Below are 18063 nucleotides of genomic sequence, written 5' to 3' on the forward strand. Positions count from 1 at the left end.
CCATGGCATTCACGAACGACGAGGTCCTCGCTGGCCTGGCCGAGCTCATCACCGACGAGACCGGCATCGACGCTTCCGAGGTCGCCCTCGAGAAGTCGTTCACGGACGACCTCGACATCGACTCGATCTCGATGATGACGATCGTCGTCAACGCCGAGGAGAAGTTCGGCGTGACGATCCCCGACGAGGAGGTTAAGAACCTCAAGACGGTGAAGGACGCCGTCGACTTCATCACCGCCAACCAGTGAGGCTTCCGGGTGCCGCGCCCGGTCGGCGCGGCACCCGCTCGGAATCCAAGGGAACCAACCAATGACCAAGCGCATCGTCGTCACCGGCCTCGGCGCGACCTCCGCCCTCGGCGGCACCGTCGAGGACAACTGGCGGAACCTGCTCGCGGGCGTCTCCGGCACCCGCACCCTCGAGCACGAATGGGTGCAGACGTACCAGCTCCCCGTGACCTTCGCCGCGGAGGCGAGCGTCCGGCCGGAGGAGGTCCTCCCCCGACACGAGGCCAAGCGCCTCGATCCCAGCACGCAGTTCGCACTGATCGCGGCGCGCGAGGCCTGGGCCGACGCGGGCGAGCCCGACGTGGCCCCCGAGCGGCTCGGCATCGACTGGGCGACCGGCATCGGCGGCGTCTGGACACTCCTCGACGCGTGGGACACCCTGCGGGAGAAGGGTCCGCGCCGCGTCATGCCCCTCACGGTGCCGATGCTCATGCCGAACGCGGGCGCCGGCAACCTCTCGCTCCAGTTCAACGCGCGTGCCTATGCACGCACGGTCGTGAGCGCGTGCGCCTCCAGCACCGAGTCGATCTACAACGCCTACCAGCACCTGCAGGAGGGGCTCGCCGACGTCGTGATCGCGGGCGGCGCGGAGTCGGCGATCCATCCCATCACGGTGGCGTCCTTCGCTTCGGCGCAGGCGCTCTCGCGACGCAACGACGACCCGGCGCACGCCTCGCGGCCCGGCAGCGTCGACCGCGACGGCTTCGTCATGGGCGAGGGCGGTGCCGCACTCGTGCTGGAGACCGAGGAGCACGCGAAGGCGCGCGGCGCGAAGATCTACGCGTACCTCGTCGGCGGCGGTGTGACGGCGGATGCCTACCACATCACCGGCAACGACCCGGAGGGGTCGGGAGCGGCACGCGCCGTGACGGCGGCCCTCGCGGTCGCCGGCGTGAGCGCCTCCGACGTGACGCACATCAACGCGCACGCGACCTCGACGCCCGTGGGCGATCCCAACGAGTACGTCGCCCTCCGCAAGGTGTTCGGCGAGCGCATCGACGAGATCCCGGTCTCGGCCACCAAGGCGTCGACGGGGCACCTGCTGGGCGGCACCGGCGCGCTCGAGGCGGTCTACACGGTGCTCGCGCTGCGCGACCGCGTCGCTCCGCCGACGATCAACCTCACCGAGCAGGATCCGGAGGTGCCGTTCCGGCTCTCCGGCGAGCCTCAGCCGCTCGGCGACGGTCCGCAGCTGGCGATCAGCAACTCGTTCGGGTTCGGCGGCCACAACGCCGTCGTCGCCTTCGCGTCGTACGACGGCTGACGGCTGACAGAGCGCAGCGAGACGCCCCAGGAGTACTCTCCTGGGGCGTCTGCAGTCTTCGGGGCCGGCGTTCGGTCAGCCGACCTTGTGGAGCCAGACGACGGGCGCGTCGTCGCTCGCGGTGCGGAAGGGCTCGAGCTCCGCATCCCATGCCGTGCCGAGGGCGACGTCGAGCTCGCGGCGGAGCTCGAACGGGTCGGCGCCGGCGATGTCCATCGCGTAGCGGATGCGGTCCTCGGGCACGACCACGTTCCCCGCGGAGTCCATCTGCGCGTAGTGGATGCCGAGGTCGGGTGTGTGCATCCACCGCCCGCCGTCGCTGCGGGGGGTGGGATCCTCCGTCACCTCGAAACGCAGATGCTCCCACCCGCGGATCGCCGTCGCGAGGGCCGCGCCGGTTCCCGCCGGAGCCTCCCAGTAGTACTCGGCGCGCCGAGCGCCGTGCAGCACCGGCTGCTCCTGCCACTCGAAGCTGACGCCGCGGCCGAGCGAACGGCCGACGGCCCACTCGAGGTGCGGGCACAACGCTCGTGGCGCTGAGTGGATGTAGACCACTCCGCGCGCGATGGGTGTCGCCATGATCTTCTCCGTTTCGTCAGGTGCGTCTTCCCCTACGACCTGACCGGCGATCCCGGCGACGATGTTCCGTTGTCCCCTGCATTATGACCCGAGCACGCGAGAAATCACAACCCTGTGATTCCGTGATGCGCCGTCAGGTGCGCCGGCGCGCGATGGCGGCTCCGATGACGGCTCCGATGACGAGTGTCGCCGCCGCCCCGAGGGCGCGGGCGGCGCCGTCGGGCCCGCTCCGCCCCTTCCTCCGGAGTGCCCCGGGGGTGTCCACAGGCGCCGGTGCCGTCACGGGTGCGACCGTGCGTGCGCGGGCGGGGGTGTTGCGGGTGAACATGATGAGCCACACGAAGATGAGCAGCACCGCGAGCAGTTCGACGGCCGTGAGATTGAGGTAGCGGACGGGCCAGAAGAGCAGGACGATGACGCCGATGGCGATGGCGAACACCGTCGTCAGGGCGAGGAAGGTGCGGGGCAGGCCGTCGACGAGCGCGGGCGTGGCGCCCATGAGCGTCGCGAAGCCGACGAGCGCCGTGATGGCGAACGTGTTGTGCACCGCGACGTTCACATCCACGGGGACGAGGCCGACGCCGGAGAGCGCGACGCCCACGATGACGAGGATGGTCCGGACCACGACCACGCCGTCGATGCGCGCGGCCGTGCGCTTCGCCCGCAGCTCGATCGTGAGGTAGTCGGCGAGCGTCAGGAGCATCACGCCCGCGACGATGATCGTGACGTTGAAGACGGCGCTCGACGTGTACCCGCCCGCGCCGAGCATGGAGAAGTTCAGCGTCCACCACGCAGGGTCGTCGGCCGTGAGCATGCTGGCGAACACGCCGCCGACGACGAACAGCAGAAGGAGCACGGCGAGGCTGCGCGTATCGAGGCCGTACGCGAGAAGGGCGAGCGCGTATCCGGCTGCGGCGGCGACCAGAGCCACCACGGTCGTGGCTGCGAGCCCGTCCAGGGCGAGATCGCGGAAGGCGCGGCCGAAGACGGCGAACGTCGAGAGCATCACGAGCGCGGGCACCGCCGTGGCGGAGACCGACACTCCGGCGACGTCGAGCGTCCGGCGCAGCCGATGCCGTCGCCGCCACCACACGCGGCGCGACGCCACGCGCAGGTACACGATCGCCGCTGTCGGCAGCCCCGTGACGGCGCCGGCGAATGCCGCGACGAGGCCGACGGATGTCTCGGCCCCCCAGAGCGGCGTCAGGCGGCCTCCGCACAGCCAGAGACCCAGGACGACCCCGACGAGGGCCCCGGCCATCGCCGCGATCTGCGCTCCCGACTCCGCCTCGTAGCGGGCGGTCCACACCGGCCGGCCCTCATCCATCCCCTCACGCTACCGGTGTGCCATCCGTCTGCGCATGCGCTCCGAACAACAGGTGACACGGAGAGACCGTGCTCGCGGAAGAGAGGCGCACCATGCGTACATCACCCAACCGGATCATCGGCGTCGTGTTCGGCGCCGTCTACCTGCTCGTCGGGCTCCTCGGCTTCGCCGTGACAGGCGGCGTCTCGTTCTTCGCCACCGAGGGCGGTCTGCTGCTGGGCGTGTTCGCCGTGAACCCGTTCCACAACGTCGCCCACCTGCTCATCGGCGCGGCTCTCCTCATTGCCGGCCTGGCGGGGGTGCGGGCGGCGAAGGGCGTCAACATCGCCGTCGGCGCGGCCTACCTCGCCCTCGGCGTCGTCGGCTTCTTCCTCGCCGGGACGGCGCTCAACGTCCTCGCCCTCAACACGGCCGACCACATCCTGCACCTCGCGAGCGCGCTCGTGCTCCTCGGCGTCGGCCTCGGCGCCGACCGTGCGGATCAGCGCCTCGCGGCGTGATGATGCTCCGGTGGTGGCCCGCACTCTCGTCGTGGGGTGCGGGCCTCATCCTCTTCTCCGTATCCGCTCAGTCGTCGCTTCCCGTGGGCATCCCGGCGGCGGCCCTCGCGATCGCGGCGTTCGGCTGGGGGATGGCCGCCCTCCGCCGCGACGCGCTGCCCCTGCCCCGCGTCGCGCTCGCGGTCGCGATGGGCGTGCTCATCGCCGGGGTCGCGCTCGTCATGGCAGGCGGCATCGGATGGCTCGGCTGGCTCGCGCTGAGCGCCCTGGTCCTCATCGTGGCGGCGTCCGCGGCCGTCGTCCTGCGGCGCAGGAGCGAGGATGCGGCAGCACCGCGCCGCACGCACGGGTCCTCCGGGACGGTCGCCCTCGTCACGGGCGCGCTCCTCGTCGCGGCGGTGACCACGCCCGCTCTTGCGGCGTCGGAGGCAGGCGAGCTCGCCGTCCCGCACGGCGAGCTGCACGGCGTGCACACGCACTGAGGCGGCTCAGCTCGACCCGGACCCGACGAGCTCGACGACCGCGGGCGCGCCAGCCTCGATGAGCGCGAGCGTCTCGAGGAAGTCGGCGCGTCCGCCGTACCAGGGGTCGGAGACGTCGGCCTCGCCGCCGCCGGGGACGAACTCCATCCAGAGGCGCACGCGCTCGGGTGCCACGCCGTGCTGCAGGATCGCCGCCCGGTGCCGCCGGGTCATCACGAGCACGAGATCGGCGTCGCGGTCCTCCGCACCGAAGACGCGCGCTGTGCGCTGAGGCACGGGGTACCCGGCCCCCGAGAGGACGGCGGCGGCCCGCGGGTCGACGGGGTTGCCGAGCTCCTCGTCGCTCACGCCTGACGATCTGACCGCGACGTCGAGACCGGCTTCGGCGAGACGCTCGCGCAGGACGACCTCCGCCATGGGCGACCGGCAGATGTTGCCCGTGCACACGACGACGATCTCGGCGATCACGCGGAGGCCTCCGTCTCGCGGCGCATCGGCACATGCGGGATGCCGTCCTCCTCGAACGGCTCTCCGCAGACGGCGAACCCGAACCGGGCGTACCAGTCGGCGAGGTGGGCCTGCGCATCGAGGAGGATCGGAGCCGACGGCTGCTCGGCGACGCAGACGGCGACGGCGCGCGTCATGAGGTCGGCGCCGATGCCGCGTCCCCGCGCGGCGGCGGATGTCGCCACACGGCCGATGCGCATCGCGCCGTCCTCGCGCAGCACCCTCAGCGTGCCGAGCACGTCACCCGTCTCCTCCGCCCACCCCAGGAGCGCGCCCTCCTCGATGTCGCGGCCGTCGATCTCGGGGTATGCCGCAGACTGCTCGACGACGAACACGCTCACGCGCAGCCAGAGGATGCGGTAGAGGACACGGGGCGGGATGTCCGCGACGGGCGCGAAGACGTACTCGACGGGCATGCCCCCACGCTACCGGTCAGCCCTCGCTGAGCCGCGCCCGCGCATCCCGCAGCCGTTCCGAGAGGCGTTCCCCGTCGGACTCGATCCGATCGAGCTCGCCTCGCGCCTTCGACGCCTGACGGCGCGCCTGCGCGAGCTCGTGGAGGAGGTTCGAGGTCCGCTCGTCCGCGTCCTCGGCACGCGCGATGGCCTCGTCGCGGCGCGCCCGCCACGCCTGCTGAGCGGATTCCGCCTCGGCGACGGCCCGCTGCGCGCCTCGTCTCCGCTCCGCGGCCGCGTCGGCATCCGGGGTCTGTGCACGCATCGCGTCGGTCGACTCGTCGCCGGGAGCGTCGGGTGCCCGGTCGCGCGCCGCACGCGGCGGCGTGCCCGAGAGGGCGAGCACGAGGCCGTCCGACGGCTCGAGCGGACGGATGAGGCGCCCGGAGGCCACGCAGGCGCCCGCACGAGGGTCGAGCACGGCGGCGTTGAGCGTCTGCGCCACGGCCGCTCGCGTCGTCGGCGTGAGCGTCTGGCCGCGGCGCTCCGCGAGTGCCGCGGCATGCGAGGTGAGCTCCTCGACGAGGGCGCGGCGACGTCGTCCGAGCTCCGAGACGGATGTCCTGTCCCCCGATGCCTGCGCCGCGACGAGCTCCGTCGCGAGGGCTCCGATACGGTCGACCTCCGCCGGGAACCGCTGCGCGAGGAGGTTGACCGCCCAGGCGGCGGCGAGCGGCTTCCGGAGGGCGCGAACACGCGCCGCCAGCTCCCTGTCGCCGAGCGAGCTCGCCCGCTCCGCACGGATGGCGACGAACGCCCCGGGGTCGGCGACCGCGAGCTCCGCCGCGATCTCGTCGATCGGGTCGTCCGCCATCCGACCATTCTGGCGCAGCTGCGCTCGGTAGGGCGGGCGGGACTTGAACCCGCGATCGTTGGGTTATGAGCCCACTGCCTTCACCAGCTTGGCCACCGCCCCCTGCAGGACGAGCCTATCGCGGCTCGTCGGCCTCGTCCGGCGCACGACGGCGGGCGAGCAGGTCGTCGGGGTCCTTCGCCTGCCGCAGCGCGTCGAGGGCCGTGTCCGACGACGACGGGTCCCGCTCGCCGTCCGACGAGCCGCGCTCGATGCCGATCTCCTGGCTCTCGCTCACGACCTGCGGATGGTGCCGTGCGAGGAGGAAGACGCCGAACGACGCGACGCCGCCCACGATCACGAAGAGGACGAGTGCCCACAGCGGTGCGTTCGCGGCCTCGCCGAGCACGATCGCGCCGATGAGCACGGCGACGATCGGGTCGATCACGGTGAGCCCTGCGATGACGAGGTCGGGCGGCCCCGAGGCGTACGCGGTCTGCACGAAGTACCCGCCCGCCGCCGCGGCGGCCAGGAGCGCGATGCCGCACAGGAGCAGCGTCCAGTCCCACTCCCCCGCCTGGATCCGCTTGATGATGACCTTCGCGAGCGTCGCGACGAACCCGTACAGCACGCCGGCGGCCGTGATGTAGAAGAGGGCGCCGATGCGACGCCGCAGCACGAGCCAGACGCCGCCGAGGAGGATGATCGCGATCAGCAGGATCGCGAGCACGACGAGGAGCTCGGTGTCGGTGATGGGGCGCTCGGTCGCGAAGATCGCGGCGACGAGCACGAAGACGAGGATGCCGCCCACGCACAGTCCGATCGCCGTGAGCGACGTGCGGGTGGGCATGTGACCCGTCACCTGCGCGTTCAGAAGCGTCGTGATGACGAGGGAGATCGCGCCGAGGGGCTGGACGACGATGAGCGGCGCGACGCTGATCGCGCTGAGCTGGCAGACGATCGCGACGCCCAGCAGGATCGTCCCGATGATCCAGGACGGGCGCGTGAGCAGGCGCAGGAGGTGCGCTGCACCGAGGCCCGTGCGGCCGTTCTCGCCCGCGAGGCGCTCCACCTTCTTCACGCCCTGGCTCTGGTACTGCGCGCCGAGCGACATGAACACCGCTCCCGCGATCGCGAGCGGGATGCCCAGCAGGAGCCCCGGGTTCTGGAACGCCCCCACCAGCTGCTCGCCGACATCGGCCGCCATCGGAACCATCGCGCCCGCTCCTCCCCCGCTCACCCGTCGAGACTATCCTCCCGGTGCGCCGACTACCCTGAAGGGATGGCCGTTCTTCCGATCCGCGTGTGGGGCGACCCCGTCCTCCACGCCCCTGCCGCCCCCGTCGACGAGATCACGGACGAGATCCGTGCGCTCGTGCGCGACATGTACGACACGATGGACGCCGCGCCCGGTGTGGGGCTCGCCGCGCCCCAGGTCGGCGTGCCGCTGCGGATCTACACCTACACGTACGAGGACGACGAGGGGAACCCGTGGCGCGGCGAGATCCTCAACCCCGAGCTGTGGATGACGCCGGCGGAGCCCGGCTCACCCGACGAGGACGCCGAGTCGGAGGGATGCCTGTCGTTCCCTGGCGAGCGGTTCCCGCTGCGCCGATCGGATCGCGTCATCGTGACGGGGATCGACCTCGAGGGCCGCGAGGTGCGCATCGAGGTCGACGGCTGGCGTGCGCGCATCATGCAGCACGAGTTCGACCACCTCGACGGCGTCATCTACGTGGACCGGCTGTCGGACGGCGACTGGAAGACGGCGCAGAAGATCGTGAAGAAGCGCGGATGGGGGCGCCCCGGCGTGAGCTGGATGCCGGGTGTCGACGACCTCGACGCCTGATCGCGTCACGTTATATCGCCCTATTCCGAAGAATGCGACTTTGCGCTGGCACACAGGCGGGGCGTAGCGTTCTCCCAGGGGGATGGGGTTCTCGCCTGTCGTCCCGGACTACGCACACAGGAGAGTAATCGCATGATCCGCACCTTCCCGACCCGCCGCGTCCTCGTCGCAGGCGCCGCGGTCGCCCTCGCCTTCTCGCTCGGCGGATGTTCGAGCATCGCCAACCTGCTCAGCGGCGACACCGCGACCCGCGACGAGGAGACCAACGAGGTCACCGAGGGCGGCACGGTCGACGTCTTCTCCGTCGCGGTCGGCGACTGCATCGGAACGCCCGCGGAGGGCGAGGTCACCGACGTCGAGGTCGTGCCCTGCGACCAGCCGCACGACGGCGAGGTCTACTACGAGGTCACGATGCCCGATGGCGACTGGCCCGGCGACCAGGCCGTCTCCGACGCCGCCGACGAGGGCTGCATCGGCGCGTTCGAGGCCTTCATCGGCACGCCCTACGACACGAGCGCGATCTACGTCCAGTACCTCACCCCGACCGAGGCGACCTGGACCGACCCGACGCTCAACGACCGCCTCATCTCCTGCATCGCCTACCAGGACGGCCAGCAGACGACGGGCACCCTGGAGGGCTCGGGTCTCTGATCCGACACGACCCGGCTCCGCGAACGGCCCCGCTTCGGCGGGGCCGTTCCGCGTTCCGCACCCGGTGAGGGACGCGGAACGGTCACCGGCTACGGAAACGGCTCGCGTACAACGGAAGAGGCCCCCACCCCGAAGGGTGAGGGCCTGTCGCTCCCCGGCTTGGACTCGAACCAAGAACCTGCCGGTTAACAGCCGGCTGCTCTGCCAATTGAGCTACCGAGGATCACGTGGATCTCTCCGTCGCCCCTCGCGGGGCAACTCCCCTAGCTTAGCGCACGTCGGCGGCAGGGCCGAAACCGGAGCCGCGCGGCGGGCGTGTCGTCAGGCGATGACGAGGGTGTCCGCTCCGCGCGCTCCCGGCGTCCACGCGAGCGCCTCCGCATCGCCCGCCGCGACGACGTGCCCGCCGCGGAGGACGAGACGATCCGCGTCCAGCTCGCGCGCCAGCGACGCGTCGTTCGTGACGAGCAGCGAGGCCATCCCCCACTCGGCGCGGCGGCGGCGGATGGCGTCGAAGATGACATGCCGCACCTCGAGTCCGATGTTCGCGAGCGGCTCGTCGGCGATGAGCAGGCGCGGATCGAGGATGAGCGCCCGCGCGAACGACACGCGCTGCCGCATGCCGGCGCTGAGCTCGTAGGGGAACTTCGCCGCGGCCCCGAGCGGCAGGTGCATCTCGTCGAGGAGCGCAGCCACCCGCACGTTGAGCGCCCGCTGATTGACGCGGCGGTCGCGCGAGGTGATCGGCTCTGTGATGACCTCGGCGACGGTGAGGCGCGAGGGCAGCGTCGCGCCGCCGCCCTGAGGGACGTACCCCGTGCGGTACGTGAGCACGCGATGTGCGCGCCCCGGCCGCCGGACCGGGATGCCCGTGACGAACGCGTCGCCGCCGCTCACGGCGATCGACCGGTCCCGCTCGCCCGCGAGCGCCGCGGCGAGAGACGACTTCCCCGACCCGGTCGGGCCGGCCACGCACAGGGTCCCGCCCGTCGCGACGGTCGCCGTGACGCCGTCGACCGCGCGTACCGATTGGCCCCTGCCCCTGCGCGTCACGCAGAGATCGAGCAGACGGACGGCGTTCTCGGTGTCGTCGGGTACGCGCATTCTCTCATCCTCCCCTGCGGGTCAGGCTTCGTCGAGGAGGCGCCGCCGGTCGGCGTCGATGTCGCGCAGGCGCACCCTGACGGCCCGGCCCTCGTCCGACGCCGGCGGGACCCGCTGCACGGCGCCCAGCAGCTCGAACTTCTCCGCATCGAGCGCGCGCAGCACGAGACGCCGGCACAGGTCGTTGACCGACCGGGCGGCGCGCTCCTCGTCGACCGCGGGGAAGTCCCGCGTGATGAGCTCGGCCGCGAGCGAGCGGTAGGGCTCGCGCACGCGCTCGACCGCGGCCACGGACCATCCGATCTTCGACCGGTCGACGGCCTCGACCGCCGCGCGAACGGCCTCGAGCGCCGGTGTGCGGAACGGCAGCGAGAGGGCGCGCACGAGCAGGTCGGGCTCGACCCGATGCCCGTACTGCAGGATGCCCGTGAGCGCGTCGCGCTCGATGGCGGTGTCGGTGGAGTGCGGCAGCGACGCGAGCGTCACGCGGATGGCCGGTGCGTCCTCGGGCGGCGCGTCCTGCGGGGGGCGGCGGGGCGCCTCCTGCGCCCGGTCCTCGCCCGACGCGCGCCGTGCCGCGCGCTCGACCTCGCCGTGCACGTCGCCGGGGTCCATCCCCAGCCGCCCGGCGAGGACGCGTTCGTATCCCGGCCGCAGCAGCCGGTCGCGGATCTCCGCCACGACGGGCGCGGCGGCGCGGAGCGCGCCGACCCGCCCCTCGACCGTGCCGAGGTCGAACCGCGACACGGCACGATCGATGACGAACTCGAACATGGGCACCTTGTGGTCCATGAGGGCCCGCACGGCCCCGTCGCCGCGCTGCAGCCGGAGGTCGCACGGGTCGAGGCCGTCGGGCGCGACGGCGACGAAGGTCTGCGCGTTGAAGCTCTTCGCGTCCGTGAACGCGCGGATGGCCGCCTTCTGCCCTGCCGCGTCGCCGTCGAACGTGAACACGACCTCGCCCGCGGCCGACGCGTCGCCCATGACGCGCCGCAGCACGGAGACGTGCTCCGTGCCGAACGCGGTGCCGCATGTCGCGATCGCCGTCGTCACTCCGGCCAGGTGGCACGCCATCACGTCGGTGTACCCCTCCACGACGACGACGCGTCGCGGGTCGCCCCGGGAGATGTCGCGCTTGGCCAGATCGAGGCCGTAGAGCACCTGCGACTTCTTGTAGATCGGGGTCTCGGGGGTGTTGAGGTACTTGGGGCCCTGGTCGTCGTCGTAGAGCTTGCGCGCGCCGAAGCCCACGGTCTGCCCCGTGACGTCGCGGATCGGCCAGATCACACGGCCACGGAAGCGGTCGTAGACGCCGCCGCGCTGATTGGTCGACACGAGCCCGGAGGTCGTGAGCTCCTCGCGCGTGAATCCCTGGGCCGTGAGCGCGTTCATGAGGCCGTCCCACCCCTTCGGGGCGTACCCCACCCCGAAGTGCGACGCGGCTCCCGCGTCGAAGCCCCGCTCGCCGAGGAACCGCCGTGCGGCGTCCGCCTCGGGCGACATGAGCTGCGCGCGGAAGTACTCGGCGGCGGCGGCGTTGGCGGCGAGCAGCCGGGCGCGGCCGCTCGTCTCGGGCGCCGGCCCGCCGCCCTCCTCGTAGTGCAGCGTGTACCCGATGCGAGCCGCGAGCTTCTCGACCGCCTCCGTGAAGGAGACGTGGTCCATCTCCCGCAGGAACGTGTAGACGTCGCCCGACTCCCCGCACCCGAAGCAGTGGTAGAAGCCGACCTGCGGCCGCACGTGGAAGCTCGGCGACTTCTCGTCGTGGAACGGGCACAGCCCCTTCATCGACCCGACGCCCGCCGACTTGAGCGCCACGCGCTCGCCCACGATGTCGGCGATGTTCGTGCGCGCCTTCACCTCGTCGACGTCGGCCTGCAGGATGCGCGGCATCAGACCACCTGCGACGTCCGCGAGCGGGCCCGCCCCGACCGCCGCGGTGCGGCGATCCCCACCTCGGCGGGGTCGATGTCGCCCACGAGGCGGTGATGCCAGGCCACGGCCGTCTGATCGGTGAGCGACGCGACCTGGTCGACGACGACGCGCGTGCGAGCGGCATCGCTGTCGGCGGCGAGGAAGTCGGCCGCGAACGCCGGCTCCAGGGCGTCCGCCCCCGTCGACCAGAGGGTGTCGGTCGACACCAGAGCGTCGGCGAGCCGCGTGAGCACGCGCCGCTGCTCGGCGTAGATGTGCCGCCGCTCGTCGATCGTCACGATCGTCGCGCCCATGAGGCCCTTGAGCACGGCGATCTCGACCTCCACCTCGCGCGGGACGACGACATGGCCGCCGTACCGTGCGAGCGACGCCTGCGGATACGCGGCGCGGGTGGCATCCACGGCCATCCGCGCGAAGCGCCCGATGAGGTCGCTCGTGAGGTTCTTGAGCCGTGCGAGATCGGCGCGCGAGCGGTCGAAGCCGCGCATCCACATGGGCATGCGCGTGAGCCGGAACAGCGCGTCGGCCAGCTCGTCGCGCGGATAGTCGTACCCGACCCACTCCTGGATGCGACCGATGAGCGGATGGTGCGCGACGGGGTCGCTCACATGCGCGAGATCGAGGTACCCGTTGACGACGGCGTCCTCGACGTCGTGCACCGAGTACGCGATGTCGTCGGACAGGTCCATCACCTCGGCCTCGATGCAGCGCTCCTTGCCGGGGGCGCCCCGCCGCAGCCAGACGAACACGTCCTCGTCCTCCGGGTACACGCCGAACTTCAGCCGACCGCCCGGATCGGGCACCGGGTCGGCGATCGTCCAGGGGTACTTGCACGCGGCGTCGAGCGTGGCCCGCGTCAGGTTGAGCCCGTAGGAGCGCTCGTCGTCGAGCACCTTCGACTCCAGGCGCGTGAGGATGCGGAGGCTCTGGGCGTTCCCCTCGAAGCCCCCGATCCCCTCGGCCCACGTGTTGAGCGCCTTCTCGCCGTTGTGTCCGAAGGGCGGATGGCCGAGATCGTGGCTGAGGCACGCCGCGTCCACGACATCCTCGGCGAGCCCGAGTGCCGTGCCGAGCTCGCGGCCGACCTGCGCGACCTCGAGCGAGTGCGTGAGGCGGTTGCGCGCGAAGTCCGCGGGACTCGCAGGGCTCAGCACCTGGGTCTTCGCGGCGAGCTGGCGGAGGGCGGCCGAATGGAGCACGCGGGCGCGGTCGCGCGCGAAGTCGTCGCGCTGCGATCGGTGGCGCTCCGGATGGAACCGCTCGGCATCGGCGTCGTCGTAGCCCTCGGGGCGGGGCGCCGTTCCCCCCCGCTCAGCCGCCACTGGTGTCCAGCTCCGCCTCGCGCAGCTCGCAGCTCGCAGCCTCTCCGAGCTCGCGCGAGTCGAGCCATCCCTCGGGGAGCACCGGACGCTTGGGCGTTCCGGCACGTCCGCGCTGGCCCTCGGCGGCCTCCCCCGGATACGGGGCGTCGTGGTCGAGCTCGGCCAGGAGGTCGTCGATCTCCGCGAGGCTCGACGCCGTCGCGAGGCGTGCGCGGAGGTCGCCGCCGACGGGATAGCCCTTGAAGTACCAGGCGACGTGCTTCCGGATGTCGCGGCACCCGCGGTCCTCGTCGTCGAAGAACTCCACGAGCAGCTCGGCGTGACGGCGGAACGCCTGCGCGACGAAGCCGAGCGTCGCATCGACCTCCACCCCCTCGCCGCCGAACGCGCGCGCGAGATCGCCGAACAGCCAGGGCCGGCCGAGGCATCCCCGGCCGACGACGACGCCGTCGCAACCGGTCTCGTCCATCATCCGCACGGCGTCGGCGGCCGACCAGATGTCGCCGTTGCCGAGCACGGGGATGCTCGTCACCGCCTGCTTGAGCGCCGCGATCGCCGACCAGTCGGCCGTGCCAGAGTAGAACTCCGACGCCGTCCGCGCGTGCAGCGCGACGGCTGCCGCACCCGCGTCCTCCGCGATGCGGCCGGCATCGAGGTATGTGAGATGGTCGGCGTCGATGCCCTTGCGCATCTTGACGGTGAGCGGGATGTCGCCGGCCGCCTCGACGGCGCGCTCCACGATCTCCCGGAAGAGGCCGAGCTTCCAGGGCAGTGCGGAGCCGCCGCCCTTGCGGGTCACCTTGGGGACGGGGCATCCGAAGTTCAGGTCGATGTGGTCGGCCCTGTCCTCCTCGGCGATGATGCGGGCGGCGGCCGCGATGGTCACCGGGTCGACGCCGTAGAGCTGGATGGAGCGGGGCTTCTCCGACTCGTGGTGGCGGATGAGGCGCATGGTCTGGGCGTTGCGTTCGACGAGCGCACGCGACGTGATCATCTCGCTCACGTAGAGGCCTCCGCCGTACTCGCGGCAGAGGCGCCGGAACGCGGTGTTCGTGATGCCCGCCATGGGCGCCAGCACGACCGGCACGCCGATGTCGAGCGCGCCGATGCGCAGGGTGCGCTGAGGAGAGAGAACGGTGGTCACCTCTCGATTCTCCCAGAACGAAACCGGGCCGGAGCCGCATGGGGACAGCCCGCCCTAGGCTGAGCACATGAGCGCCCCCGCCGACATCCGCAGCATTCCGTTCACCGCCGCCGACGGCTCGACCGCCACGCTCGGCGACTACGCCGAGCAGGTCGTCCTCGTCGTCAACGTCGCCTCGAAGTGCGGCCTCACGCCCCAGTACGAGCAGCTCGAGGAGCTTCAGAGGACGTACGGCGACCGCGGCTTCACGGTGCTGGGCTTCCCCTGCAACCAGTTCCTCGGGCAGGAGCCGGGCTCCATGGAGGAGATCCTCGACTACTGCGCGACGACGTGGGGCGTGAGCTTCCCCATCCAGGACAAGGTGTCCGTGAACGGTTCCCACGCGGCGCCGCTGTACAAGGCGCTCAAGAAGGCCAAGGACGGCGTGGGCCTCGGCGGCCCCGTCGCCTGGAACTTCGAGAAGTTCCTCGTGCTGCCCTCGGGCGAGGTCAAGCGCTTCCGGCCCCCGGTGAAGCCCGACGCCCCCGAGATCGTCGAGGCGATCGAGGCCGCGCTGCCGCGCTGAGTTCTCAGGCGGCGGGCTCGTCGGCTCCGGTCGGCTGGTCCGCCGCTGCGCGGGGCTCTGTCGTGCCGTGGCGCTCCGTTGTACCGCGGCGCTCCGCCCACACCTGACGGGCGACCTGCGCGAACGCCTGCGGCGGCTGGGCACCGCTCACGCCGTAGCGCCCGTCGATGACGAAGAACGGCACGCCGTTGATCCCGTAGGCCCTGGCCTGATCCTGATCCGCGCGGACGTCGGCGAGGTGGCGTCCGCTCTCGAGGGCCGCGCGCGCCTCGTCGGCGTCGAGGCCGACCTCCTCGGCGAGCGCCACGAGGTCGTCGATGCGGCCCACGTGCCGGCCCTCCGTGAAGTAGGCGCGCATGAGGCGCTCGGTGAGCTCCAGCTGGCGGCCGTTCGCCTTCGCGAAGTGGATGAGCTCATGCGCCTTCACGGTGTTGGTGTGCTGGAGCCGGTCGAACCGGTACTCCAGCCCCGCGTCGGCGGCGACCCCCGTCACGCGGTCGAGCATCTGCTGCACCTGCTCCACCGGCATGCCCTTGTGGCCGGAGAGGAAGTCGACCTCGCTGCCGTCGAAGTCGACGGGCGTGTCGGGAGATAGCTCGAACGAGTGGAACGTCACCTCCACCTGAGGAGCATCCGCGTCGGACGCCGCGTCGGCGAGCCCCGCCTCCAGGTTCCGCTTGCCGATGTAGCACCACGGGCAGGCGATGTCGCTCCACACGTCGATCTTGATCGCATCCGTCACACGTTGTGGAACGCCGGCCGCCCCGCCGGCATTCCCGGTCATCCGACGGCGGGCGTGTCGACCGCTCCCCCGTAGCGGCGGTCGCGGCTGTGGAAGATCCGGATGGCCTCCCAGAGATCGGCGCGCGTGAACTCCGGCCAGAGGCGGTCGAGGAAGACCATCTCGGCGTAGGCCGACTCCCATAGCATGAAGTTCGACGTGCGCTGCTCCCCTCCGGAGCGGAGGAAGAGGTCGACGTCGGGCATGTCCGCGACGTACAGGCGCTTCGCGATGGCCTTCTCGCTGATCGCGGAGGGCTTGAGCCGCCCCGCCTTCACCTCCTCGGCGAGCTCGCGCACGGCGTCGACGATCTCGAGCCTGCCGCCGTAGTTGACGCACATCGTGAAGGTCATCGTGCGGTTGCCCGCCGTGAGCTCCTCCGCGGCCTTGAGGTCCTTGATGACCGAGCCCCACAGGCGCGGCCTGCGCCCCGCCCAGCGGATGCGGACATCCCACTCGTTGAGCTGGTCGCGGTACCGGTGCAGGACGATGCGGCTGAAGTTCATGAGGAAGCGCACCTCCTCGGGCGACCGCTTCCAGTTCTCCGTCGAGAACGCGTACACGGACAGATGCTTGACGCCCGCCTGCAGCGCGCCGGCGACGACGTCGAGGAGCTGCTCGATGCCCTGCCTGTGCCCGTCGACCCTCGTACGCCCCTGCTGGTTCGCCCACCGCCCGTTGCCGTCCATCACGATCGCGACGTGGTTCGGCACGGGCCCTGCGAACACCGGCGGGGTGAGGCCCGTCCAGTCGAGCGGCTTGTAGGGCTCCGCGTCGCGGTGGGTGTAGGGCTTCGGGCTCATGGGGTCCTTCCGGCCGGGCGGGCGGCGACGTGGCCGAGCGAGCGGATGGCGCGCTCGAGATGGAACTGGGCGTATGCGCTGATGAGGCCGGAGGCCGCGGCGAGAGCGTGCTCGGAGGCCGCGTCGACGTGCTCCCACTCCCCCGCGAGCAGGGCGCGGAGCAGATCGAGGGCGTCGGGGGCGACGCGGGGGCTGCCCGCGGGGGCGCAGCGGGAGCAGACGAGGCCGCCGAGCTGGGCGACGAACCGGTCGTGAGGGCCGGGCGCCCCGCACCGCGCGCAGTCGTCGAGCGCGGGCGCCCATCCCGAGAGCGCGAGCGCCCGGAGCAGGTACGAGCCCATGATGGCGTGGGGCGCGTGCTCGCCGCGCGAGAGCGATCTCAGGGCGCCCACCAGGAGGAAGTACTGCTGGGGCGTCGACTCCGCCTCGCTGATCCGATCGGCCGCCTCTGCCATGGCGCTCGCGGCCGTGTAGCGCTCGTACTCACCGGCGATGTCGGCCCCGTACGCCCCCAGCGATTCGGCCTGCTGCACGATGTCGAGGCTCCGGCCGATGTAGAACTGCGCATCGACCACCATGAAGGGCTCCAGCCGGGCGCCGAACTTCGACGAGGTGCGCCGCACGCCCTTCGCGACGGCTCGGACGCGCCCGTGCTGACGCGTCAGCAGCGTGACGATGCGATCGGCCTCGCCCAGCTTGTGGGTCCGGAGCACGACGGCTTCGTCTCGGTACGTGGGCATCCTCCGATTATCCGCGCTCTGCGCGAGGATGGAGCGGTGACCGAGCCGCTGTTCGCCATCCCGCTGTGGGCGGATCTCCTCGCTGTCGGGCTGGGCGGCATCCAGGGAGCGCTGTTCGCCTCCGGGTTCCGAGGCCGTCAGCGGCTCGACCTCCTCGGTGTCGCCGTCATCGGCACGATGATCGGCATGGGCGGCGGCATCATCCGCGACCTGCTGCTCGGCATGACGCCCGCCACCCTGCAGAGCAACGGGTACCTCGTCACGGCCGTCGGCGCCTCGCTCGTCGGCATGCTCCTCGCCGGGATCTTCGACCGCCTGAACCGCGTCATCGTCCTCCTCGATGCCGTCGTCATCGGGATGTTCGGCGCCTTCGGGACGGGCAAGGCGCTCGCGAACGGCATCCCGCTCATCCCCGCCGTCTTCATCGGGGCGTGCGCCGCGGTCGGCGGGAGCGTCATCAGGGACATCGCGATGGGGCTCCCCGTCGCGATCATGCACGTCGGCTCGCTCTACGCCGTCGCGGCCGTCGGCGGGAACCTCGCCCTCGCGGCGGCGTTCGCGCTCGGCATGCCCATCGTCCCCGCGGCCATCCTGGGCATCGCCCTGACGGCCCTCATCCGCGTGCTCGCGGTCGTGTTCGACCTGTCGCTTCCCGAGCAGCGACGGCTCGCGCGCCGACGCGAGTCGCTCGAGACGCGGGGCATCCCCGTGCTGCGCGCTGAGGACGTTCCGGGCGCGCCGGAGACGGGCGCCATCATCCTGCGGCGCGACGACGACGAGCGCCCGACACGCTGACGCCCCCGGGCCGGCACGCCCGGATGGCCGCGCCGCGCGGTGGCGCGGCGCGCGTGCGGGGAGGGCGGTGCGGGGATTCGGACCCGTGGGGCGGGTGTGCGCGTGTCTGCCTCAGTAGGCACCGCCCGCGCCACGAATCCGACGCACGGCTCGCGCGCGGTCCGTGCTCGGCACTAGCGC

Annotated in this window: 21 protein-coding genes and 2 tRNA genes; 8 read left to right on the forward strand and 15 right to left on the reverse strand. The window is 71.8% G+C overall.

Annotated features, from left to right (window positions below):
• Nucleotides 1–2: 2 nt before the first annotated feature.
• Nucleotides 3–248 (forward strand): acyl carrier protein, encoded by a 246-nt coding sequence (locus tag ABD998_RS02555; protein WP_271171876.1) that lies wholly within the window; start codon nucleotides 3–5, stop codon nucleotides 246–248.
• A gap of 61 nt (nucleotides 249–309) precedes the next feature.
• Nucleotides 310–1551 carry a beta-ketoacyl-[acyl-carrier-protein] synthase family protein gene (locus ABD998_RS02560; RefSeq protein ID WP_345435611.1) on the forward strand — a complete coding sequence of 414 codons (1242 nt, stop codon included), beginning with the start codon at nucleotides 310–312 and terminating at the stop codon, nucleotides 1549–1551.
• Between the two features lie 75 nt (nucleotides 1552–1626).
• On the opposite strand, the gene ABD998_RS02565 is transcribed toward ABD998_RS02560, so the two are convergent.
• Entirely contained in the window at nucleotides 1627–2130 is a 504-nt protein-coding gene (locus tag ABD998_RS02565) for a DUF3145 domain-containing protein (protein ID WP_345435613.1), read from the reverse strand.
• A 133-nt stretch (nucleotides 2131–2263) separates the two neighbouring features.
• Entirely contained in the window at nucleotides 2264–3457 is a 1194-nt protein-coding gene (locus ABD998_RS02570; RefSeq protein WP_345435615.1) for a DUF998 domain-containing protein, read from the reverse strand.
• Nucleotides 3458–3549: 92 nt separating this feature from the next.
• Between ABD998_RS02570 and ABD998_RS02575 the strand changes: the two genes are divergently transcribed.
• Nucleotides 3550–3957 (forward strand): DUF4383 domain-containing protein, encoded by a 408-nt coding sequence (locus ABD998_RS02575; RefSeq protein WP_345435617.1) that lies wholly within the window; start codon nucleotides 3550–3552, stop codon nucleotides 3955–3957.
• Nucleotides 3954–4439 (forward strand): hypothetical protein, encoded by a 486-nt coding sequence (locus tag ABD998_RS02580; protein WP_345435619.1) that lies wholly within the window; start codon nucleotides 3954–3956, stop codon nucleotides 4437–4439. Before ABD998_RS02575 ends, ABD998_RS02580 begins: the two co-directional genes overlap by 4 nt.
• A 6-nt stretch (nucleotides 4440–4445) precedes the next feature.
• Here ABD998_RS02580 and ABD998_RS02585 read toward each other — a convergent pair whose 3' ends face one another.
• The 5 genes from ABD998_RS02585 to ABD998_RS02605 all read right to left on the reverse strand — a co-directional run bounded on the left by ABD998_RS02585 (nucleotide 4446) and on the right by ABD998_RS02605 (nucleotide 7410).
• The gene (locus tag ABD998_RS02585; protein ID WP_345435621.1) at nucleotides 4446–4907 is read right to left on the reverse strand and encodes a low molecular weight protein-tyrosine-phosphatase; all 462 of its coding nucleotides are present in this window, start codon (nucleotides 4905–4907) and stop codon (nucleotides 4446–4448) included.
• Nucleotides 4904–5362 (reverse strand): GNAT family N-acetyltransferase, encoded by a 459-nt coding sequence (locus ABD998_RS02590; RefSeq protein WP_345435624.1) that lies wholly within the window; start codon nucleotides 5360–5362, stop codon nucleotides 4904–4906. The genes ABD998_RS02585 and ABD998_RS02590 overlap by 4 nt, the downstream gene beginning before the upstream one ends.
• Nucleotides 5363–5378: 16 nt before the next feature.
• Nucleotides 5379–6215, reverse strand: a complete 837-nt coding sequence (locus ABD998_RS02595; RefSeq protein WP_345435626.1) for a hypothetical protein — start codon at nucleotides 6213–6215, stop codon at nucleotides 5379–5381.
• A gap of 28 nt (nucleotides 6216–6243) precedes the next feature.
• A tRNA-Ile gene (locus ABD998_RS02600) sits at nucleotides 6244–6317 on the reverse strand.
• A 13-nt stretch (nucleotides 6318–6330) separates the two neighbouring features.
• Nucleotides 6331–7410, reverse strand: a complete 1080-nt coding sequence (locus tag ABD998_RS02605; protein WP_345436904.1) for a DMT family transporter — start codon at nucleotides 7408–7410, stop codon at nucleotides 6331–6333.
• A 66-nt stretch (nucleotides 7411–7476) separates the two neighbouring features.
• Here ABD998_RS02605 and def point away from each other — a divergent pair, with 66 nt between their 5' ends.
• Entirely contained in the window at nucleotides 7477–8043 is a 567-nt protein-coding gene (gene def / locus ABD998_RS02610; protein ID WP_345435629.1) for a peptide deformylase, read from the forward strand.
• 132 nt (nucleotides 8044–8175) lie between these two features.
• Entirely contained in the window at nucleotides 8176–8694 is a 519-nt protein-coding gene (locus ABD998_RS02615; RefSeq protein WP_345435631.1) for a septum formation family protein, read from the forward strand.
• Between the two features lie 150 nt (nucleotides 8695–8844).
• On the opposite strand, the gene ABD998_RS02620 is transcribed toward ABD998_RS02615, so the two are convergent.
• The 5 genes from ABD998_RS02620 to dusB form a co-directional block, all read right to left on the reverse strand.
• Nucleotides 8845–8917, reverse strand: a tRNA-Asn gene (locus ABD998_RS02620).
• A 98-nt stretch (nucleotides 8918–9015) separates the two neighbouring features.
• The gene (locus tag ABD998_RS02625; protein ID WP_345435635.1) at nucleotides 9016–9798 is read right to left on the reverse strand and encodes an ATP-binding cassette domain-containing protein; all 783 of its coding nucleotides are present in this window, start codon (nucleotides 9796–9798) and stop codon (nucleotides 9016–9018) included.
• A gap of 21 nt (nucleotides 9799–9819) precedes the next feature.
• Entirely contained in the window at nucleotides 9820–11691 is a 1872-nt protein-coding gene (gene dnaG / locus ABD998_RS02630) for a DNA primase (protein ID WP_345435637.1), read from the reverse strand.
• On the reverse strand, nucleotides 11691–13055 hold the full coding sequence (locus ABD998_RS02635) for a deoxyguanosinetriphosphate triphosphohydrolase (RefSeq protein ID WP_345435640.1): 1365 nt from the start codon (nucleotides 13053–13055) through the stop codon (nucleotides 11691–11693). The genes dnaG and ABD998_RS02635 overlap by 1 nt, the downstream gene beginning before the upstream one ends.
• Nucleotides 13045–14199: a tRNA dihydrouridine synthase DusB gene (dusB, locus tag ABD998_RS02640; protein ID WP_345435642.1), complete on the reverse strand. Its 1155-nt coding sequence runs from the start codon at nucleotides 14197–14199 to the stop codon at nucleotides 13045–13047. Before dusB ends, ABD998_RS02635 begins: the two co-directional genes overlap by 11 nt.
• A gap of 67 nt (nucleotides 14200–14266) precedes the next feature.
• On the opposite strand from dusB, the gene ABD998_RS02645 reads away from it, so the two are divergent.
• Nucleotides 14267–14764 (forward strand): glutathione peroxidase, encoded by a 498-nt coding sequence (locus ABD998_RS02645; RefSeq protein ID WP_345435644.1) that lies wholly within the window; start codon nucleotides 14267–14269, stop codon nucleotides 14762–14764.
• A 4-nt stretch (nucleotides 14765–14768) separates the two neighbouring features.
• Here ABD998_RS02645 and ABD998_RS02650 read toward each other — a convergent pair whose 3' ends face one another.
• From ABD998_RS02650 to recO, 3 genes are read right to left on the reverse strand one after another with little or no spacing between them, the layout of a single operon-like run.
• A complete protein-coding gene (locus ABD998_RS02650; protein WP_345435646.1) occupies nucleotides 14769–15506 on the reverse strand; it encodes a DsbA family oxidoreductase in 738 nt (245 codons plus the stop codon).
• Between the two features lie 38 nt (nucleotides 15507–15544).
• Nucleotides 15545–16348, reverse strand: a complete 804-nt coding sequence (locus ABD998_RS02655; RefSeq protein WP_345435648.1) for an isoprenyl transferase — start codon at nucleotides 16346–16348, stop codon at nucleotides 15545–15547.
• A complete protein-coding gene (recO, locus tag ABD998_RS02660; RefSeq protein WP_345435650.1) occupies nucleotides 16345–17088 on the reverse strand; it encodes a DNA repair protein RecO in 744 nt (247 codons plus the stop codon). The genes ABD998_RS02655 and recO overlap by 4 nt, the downstream gene beginning before the upstream one ends.
• Before the next feature lie 36 nt (nucleotides 17089–17124).
• Between recO and ABD998_RS02665 the strand changes: the two genes are divergently transcribed.
• Nucleotides 17125–17883, forward strand: coding sequence for a trimeric intracellular cation channel family protein (locus ABD998_RS02665; RefSeq protein WP_345435652.1), 759 nt, complete (start codon nucleotides 17125–17127; stop codon nucleotides 17881–17883).
• Nucleotides 17884–18063: the final 180 nt, after the last annotated feature.

Origin of the sequence: Microbacterium gilvum (genome assembly GCF_039543865.1) — a bacterium.
In the GTDB taxonomy this organism is placed as follows: Bacteria; Actinomycetota; Actinomycetes; order Actinomycetales; family Microbacteriaceae; genus Microbacterium; species Microbacterium gilvum.

Coding starts and splice junctions, on each gene's coding strand:
- ABD998_RS02615 (WP_345435631.1), top strand. CDS start 8,176: ATGATCCGCACCTTCCCGACCCGCCGCGTCCTCGTCGCAGGCGCCGCG.
- ABD998_RS02555 (WP_271171876.1), top strand. CDS start 3: ATGGCATTCACGAACGACGAGGTCCTCGCTGGCCTGGCCGAGCTCATC.
- ABD998_RS02565 (WP_345435613.1), bottom strand. CDS start 2,130: ATGGCGACACCCATCGCGCGCGGAGTGGTCTACATCCACTCAGCGCCA.
- dnaG (WP_345435637.1), bottom strand. CDS start 11,691: ATGCCGCGCATCCTGCAGGCCGACGTCGACGAGGTGAAGGCGCGCACG.
- ABD998_RS02645 (WP_345435644.1), top strand. CDS start 14,267: ATGAGCGCCCCCGCCGACATCCGCAGCATTCCGTTCACCGCCGCCGAC.
- recO (WP_345435650.1), bottom strand. CDS start 17,088: ATGCCCACGTACCGAGACGAAGCCGTCGTGCTCCGGACCCACAAGCTG.
- ABD998_RS02575 (WP_345435617.1), top strand. CDS start 3,550: ATGCGTACATCACCCAACCGGATCATCGGCGTCGTGTTCGGCGCCGTC.
- ABD998_RS02570 (WP_345435615.1), bottom strand. CDS start 3,457: ATGGATGAGGGCCGGCCGGTGTGGACCGCCCGCTACGAGGCGGAGTCG.
- ABD998_RS02560 (WP_345435611.1), top strand. CDS start 310: ATGACCAAGCGCATCGTCGTCACCGGCCTCGGCGCGACCTCCGCCCTC.
- ABD998_RS02595 (WP_345435626.1), bottom strand. CDS start 6,215: ATGGCGGACGACCCGATCGACGAGATCGCGGCGGAGCTCGCGGTCGCC.
- def (WP_345435629.1), top strand. CDS start 7,477: ATGGCCGTTCTTCCGATCCGCGTGTGGGGCGACCCCGTCCTCCACGCC.
- ABD998_RS02655 (WP_345435648.1), bottom strand. CDS start 16,348: ATGAGCCCGAAGCCCTACACCCACCGCGACGCGGAGCCCTACAAGCCG.
- ABD998_RS02625 (WP_345435635.1), bottom strand. CDS start 9,798: ATGCGCGTACCCGACGACACCGAGAACGCCGTCCGTCTGCTCGATCTC.
- ABD998_RS02605 (WP_345436904.1), bottom strand. CDS start 7,410: ATGGTTCCGATGGCGGCCGATGTCGGCGAGCAGCTGGTGGGGGCGTTC.
- ABD998_RS02590 (WP_345435624.1), bottom strand. CDS start 5,362: ATGCCCGTCGAGTACGTCTTCGCGCCCGTCGCGGACATCCCGCCCCGT.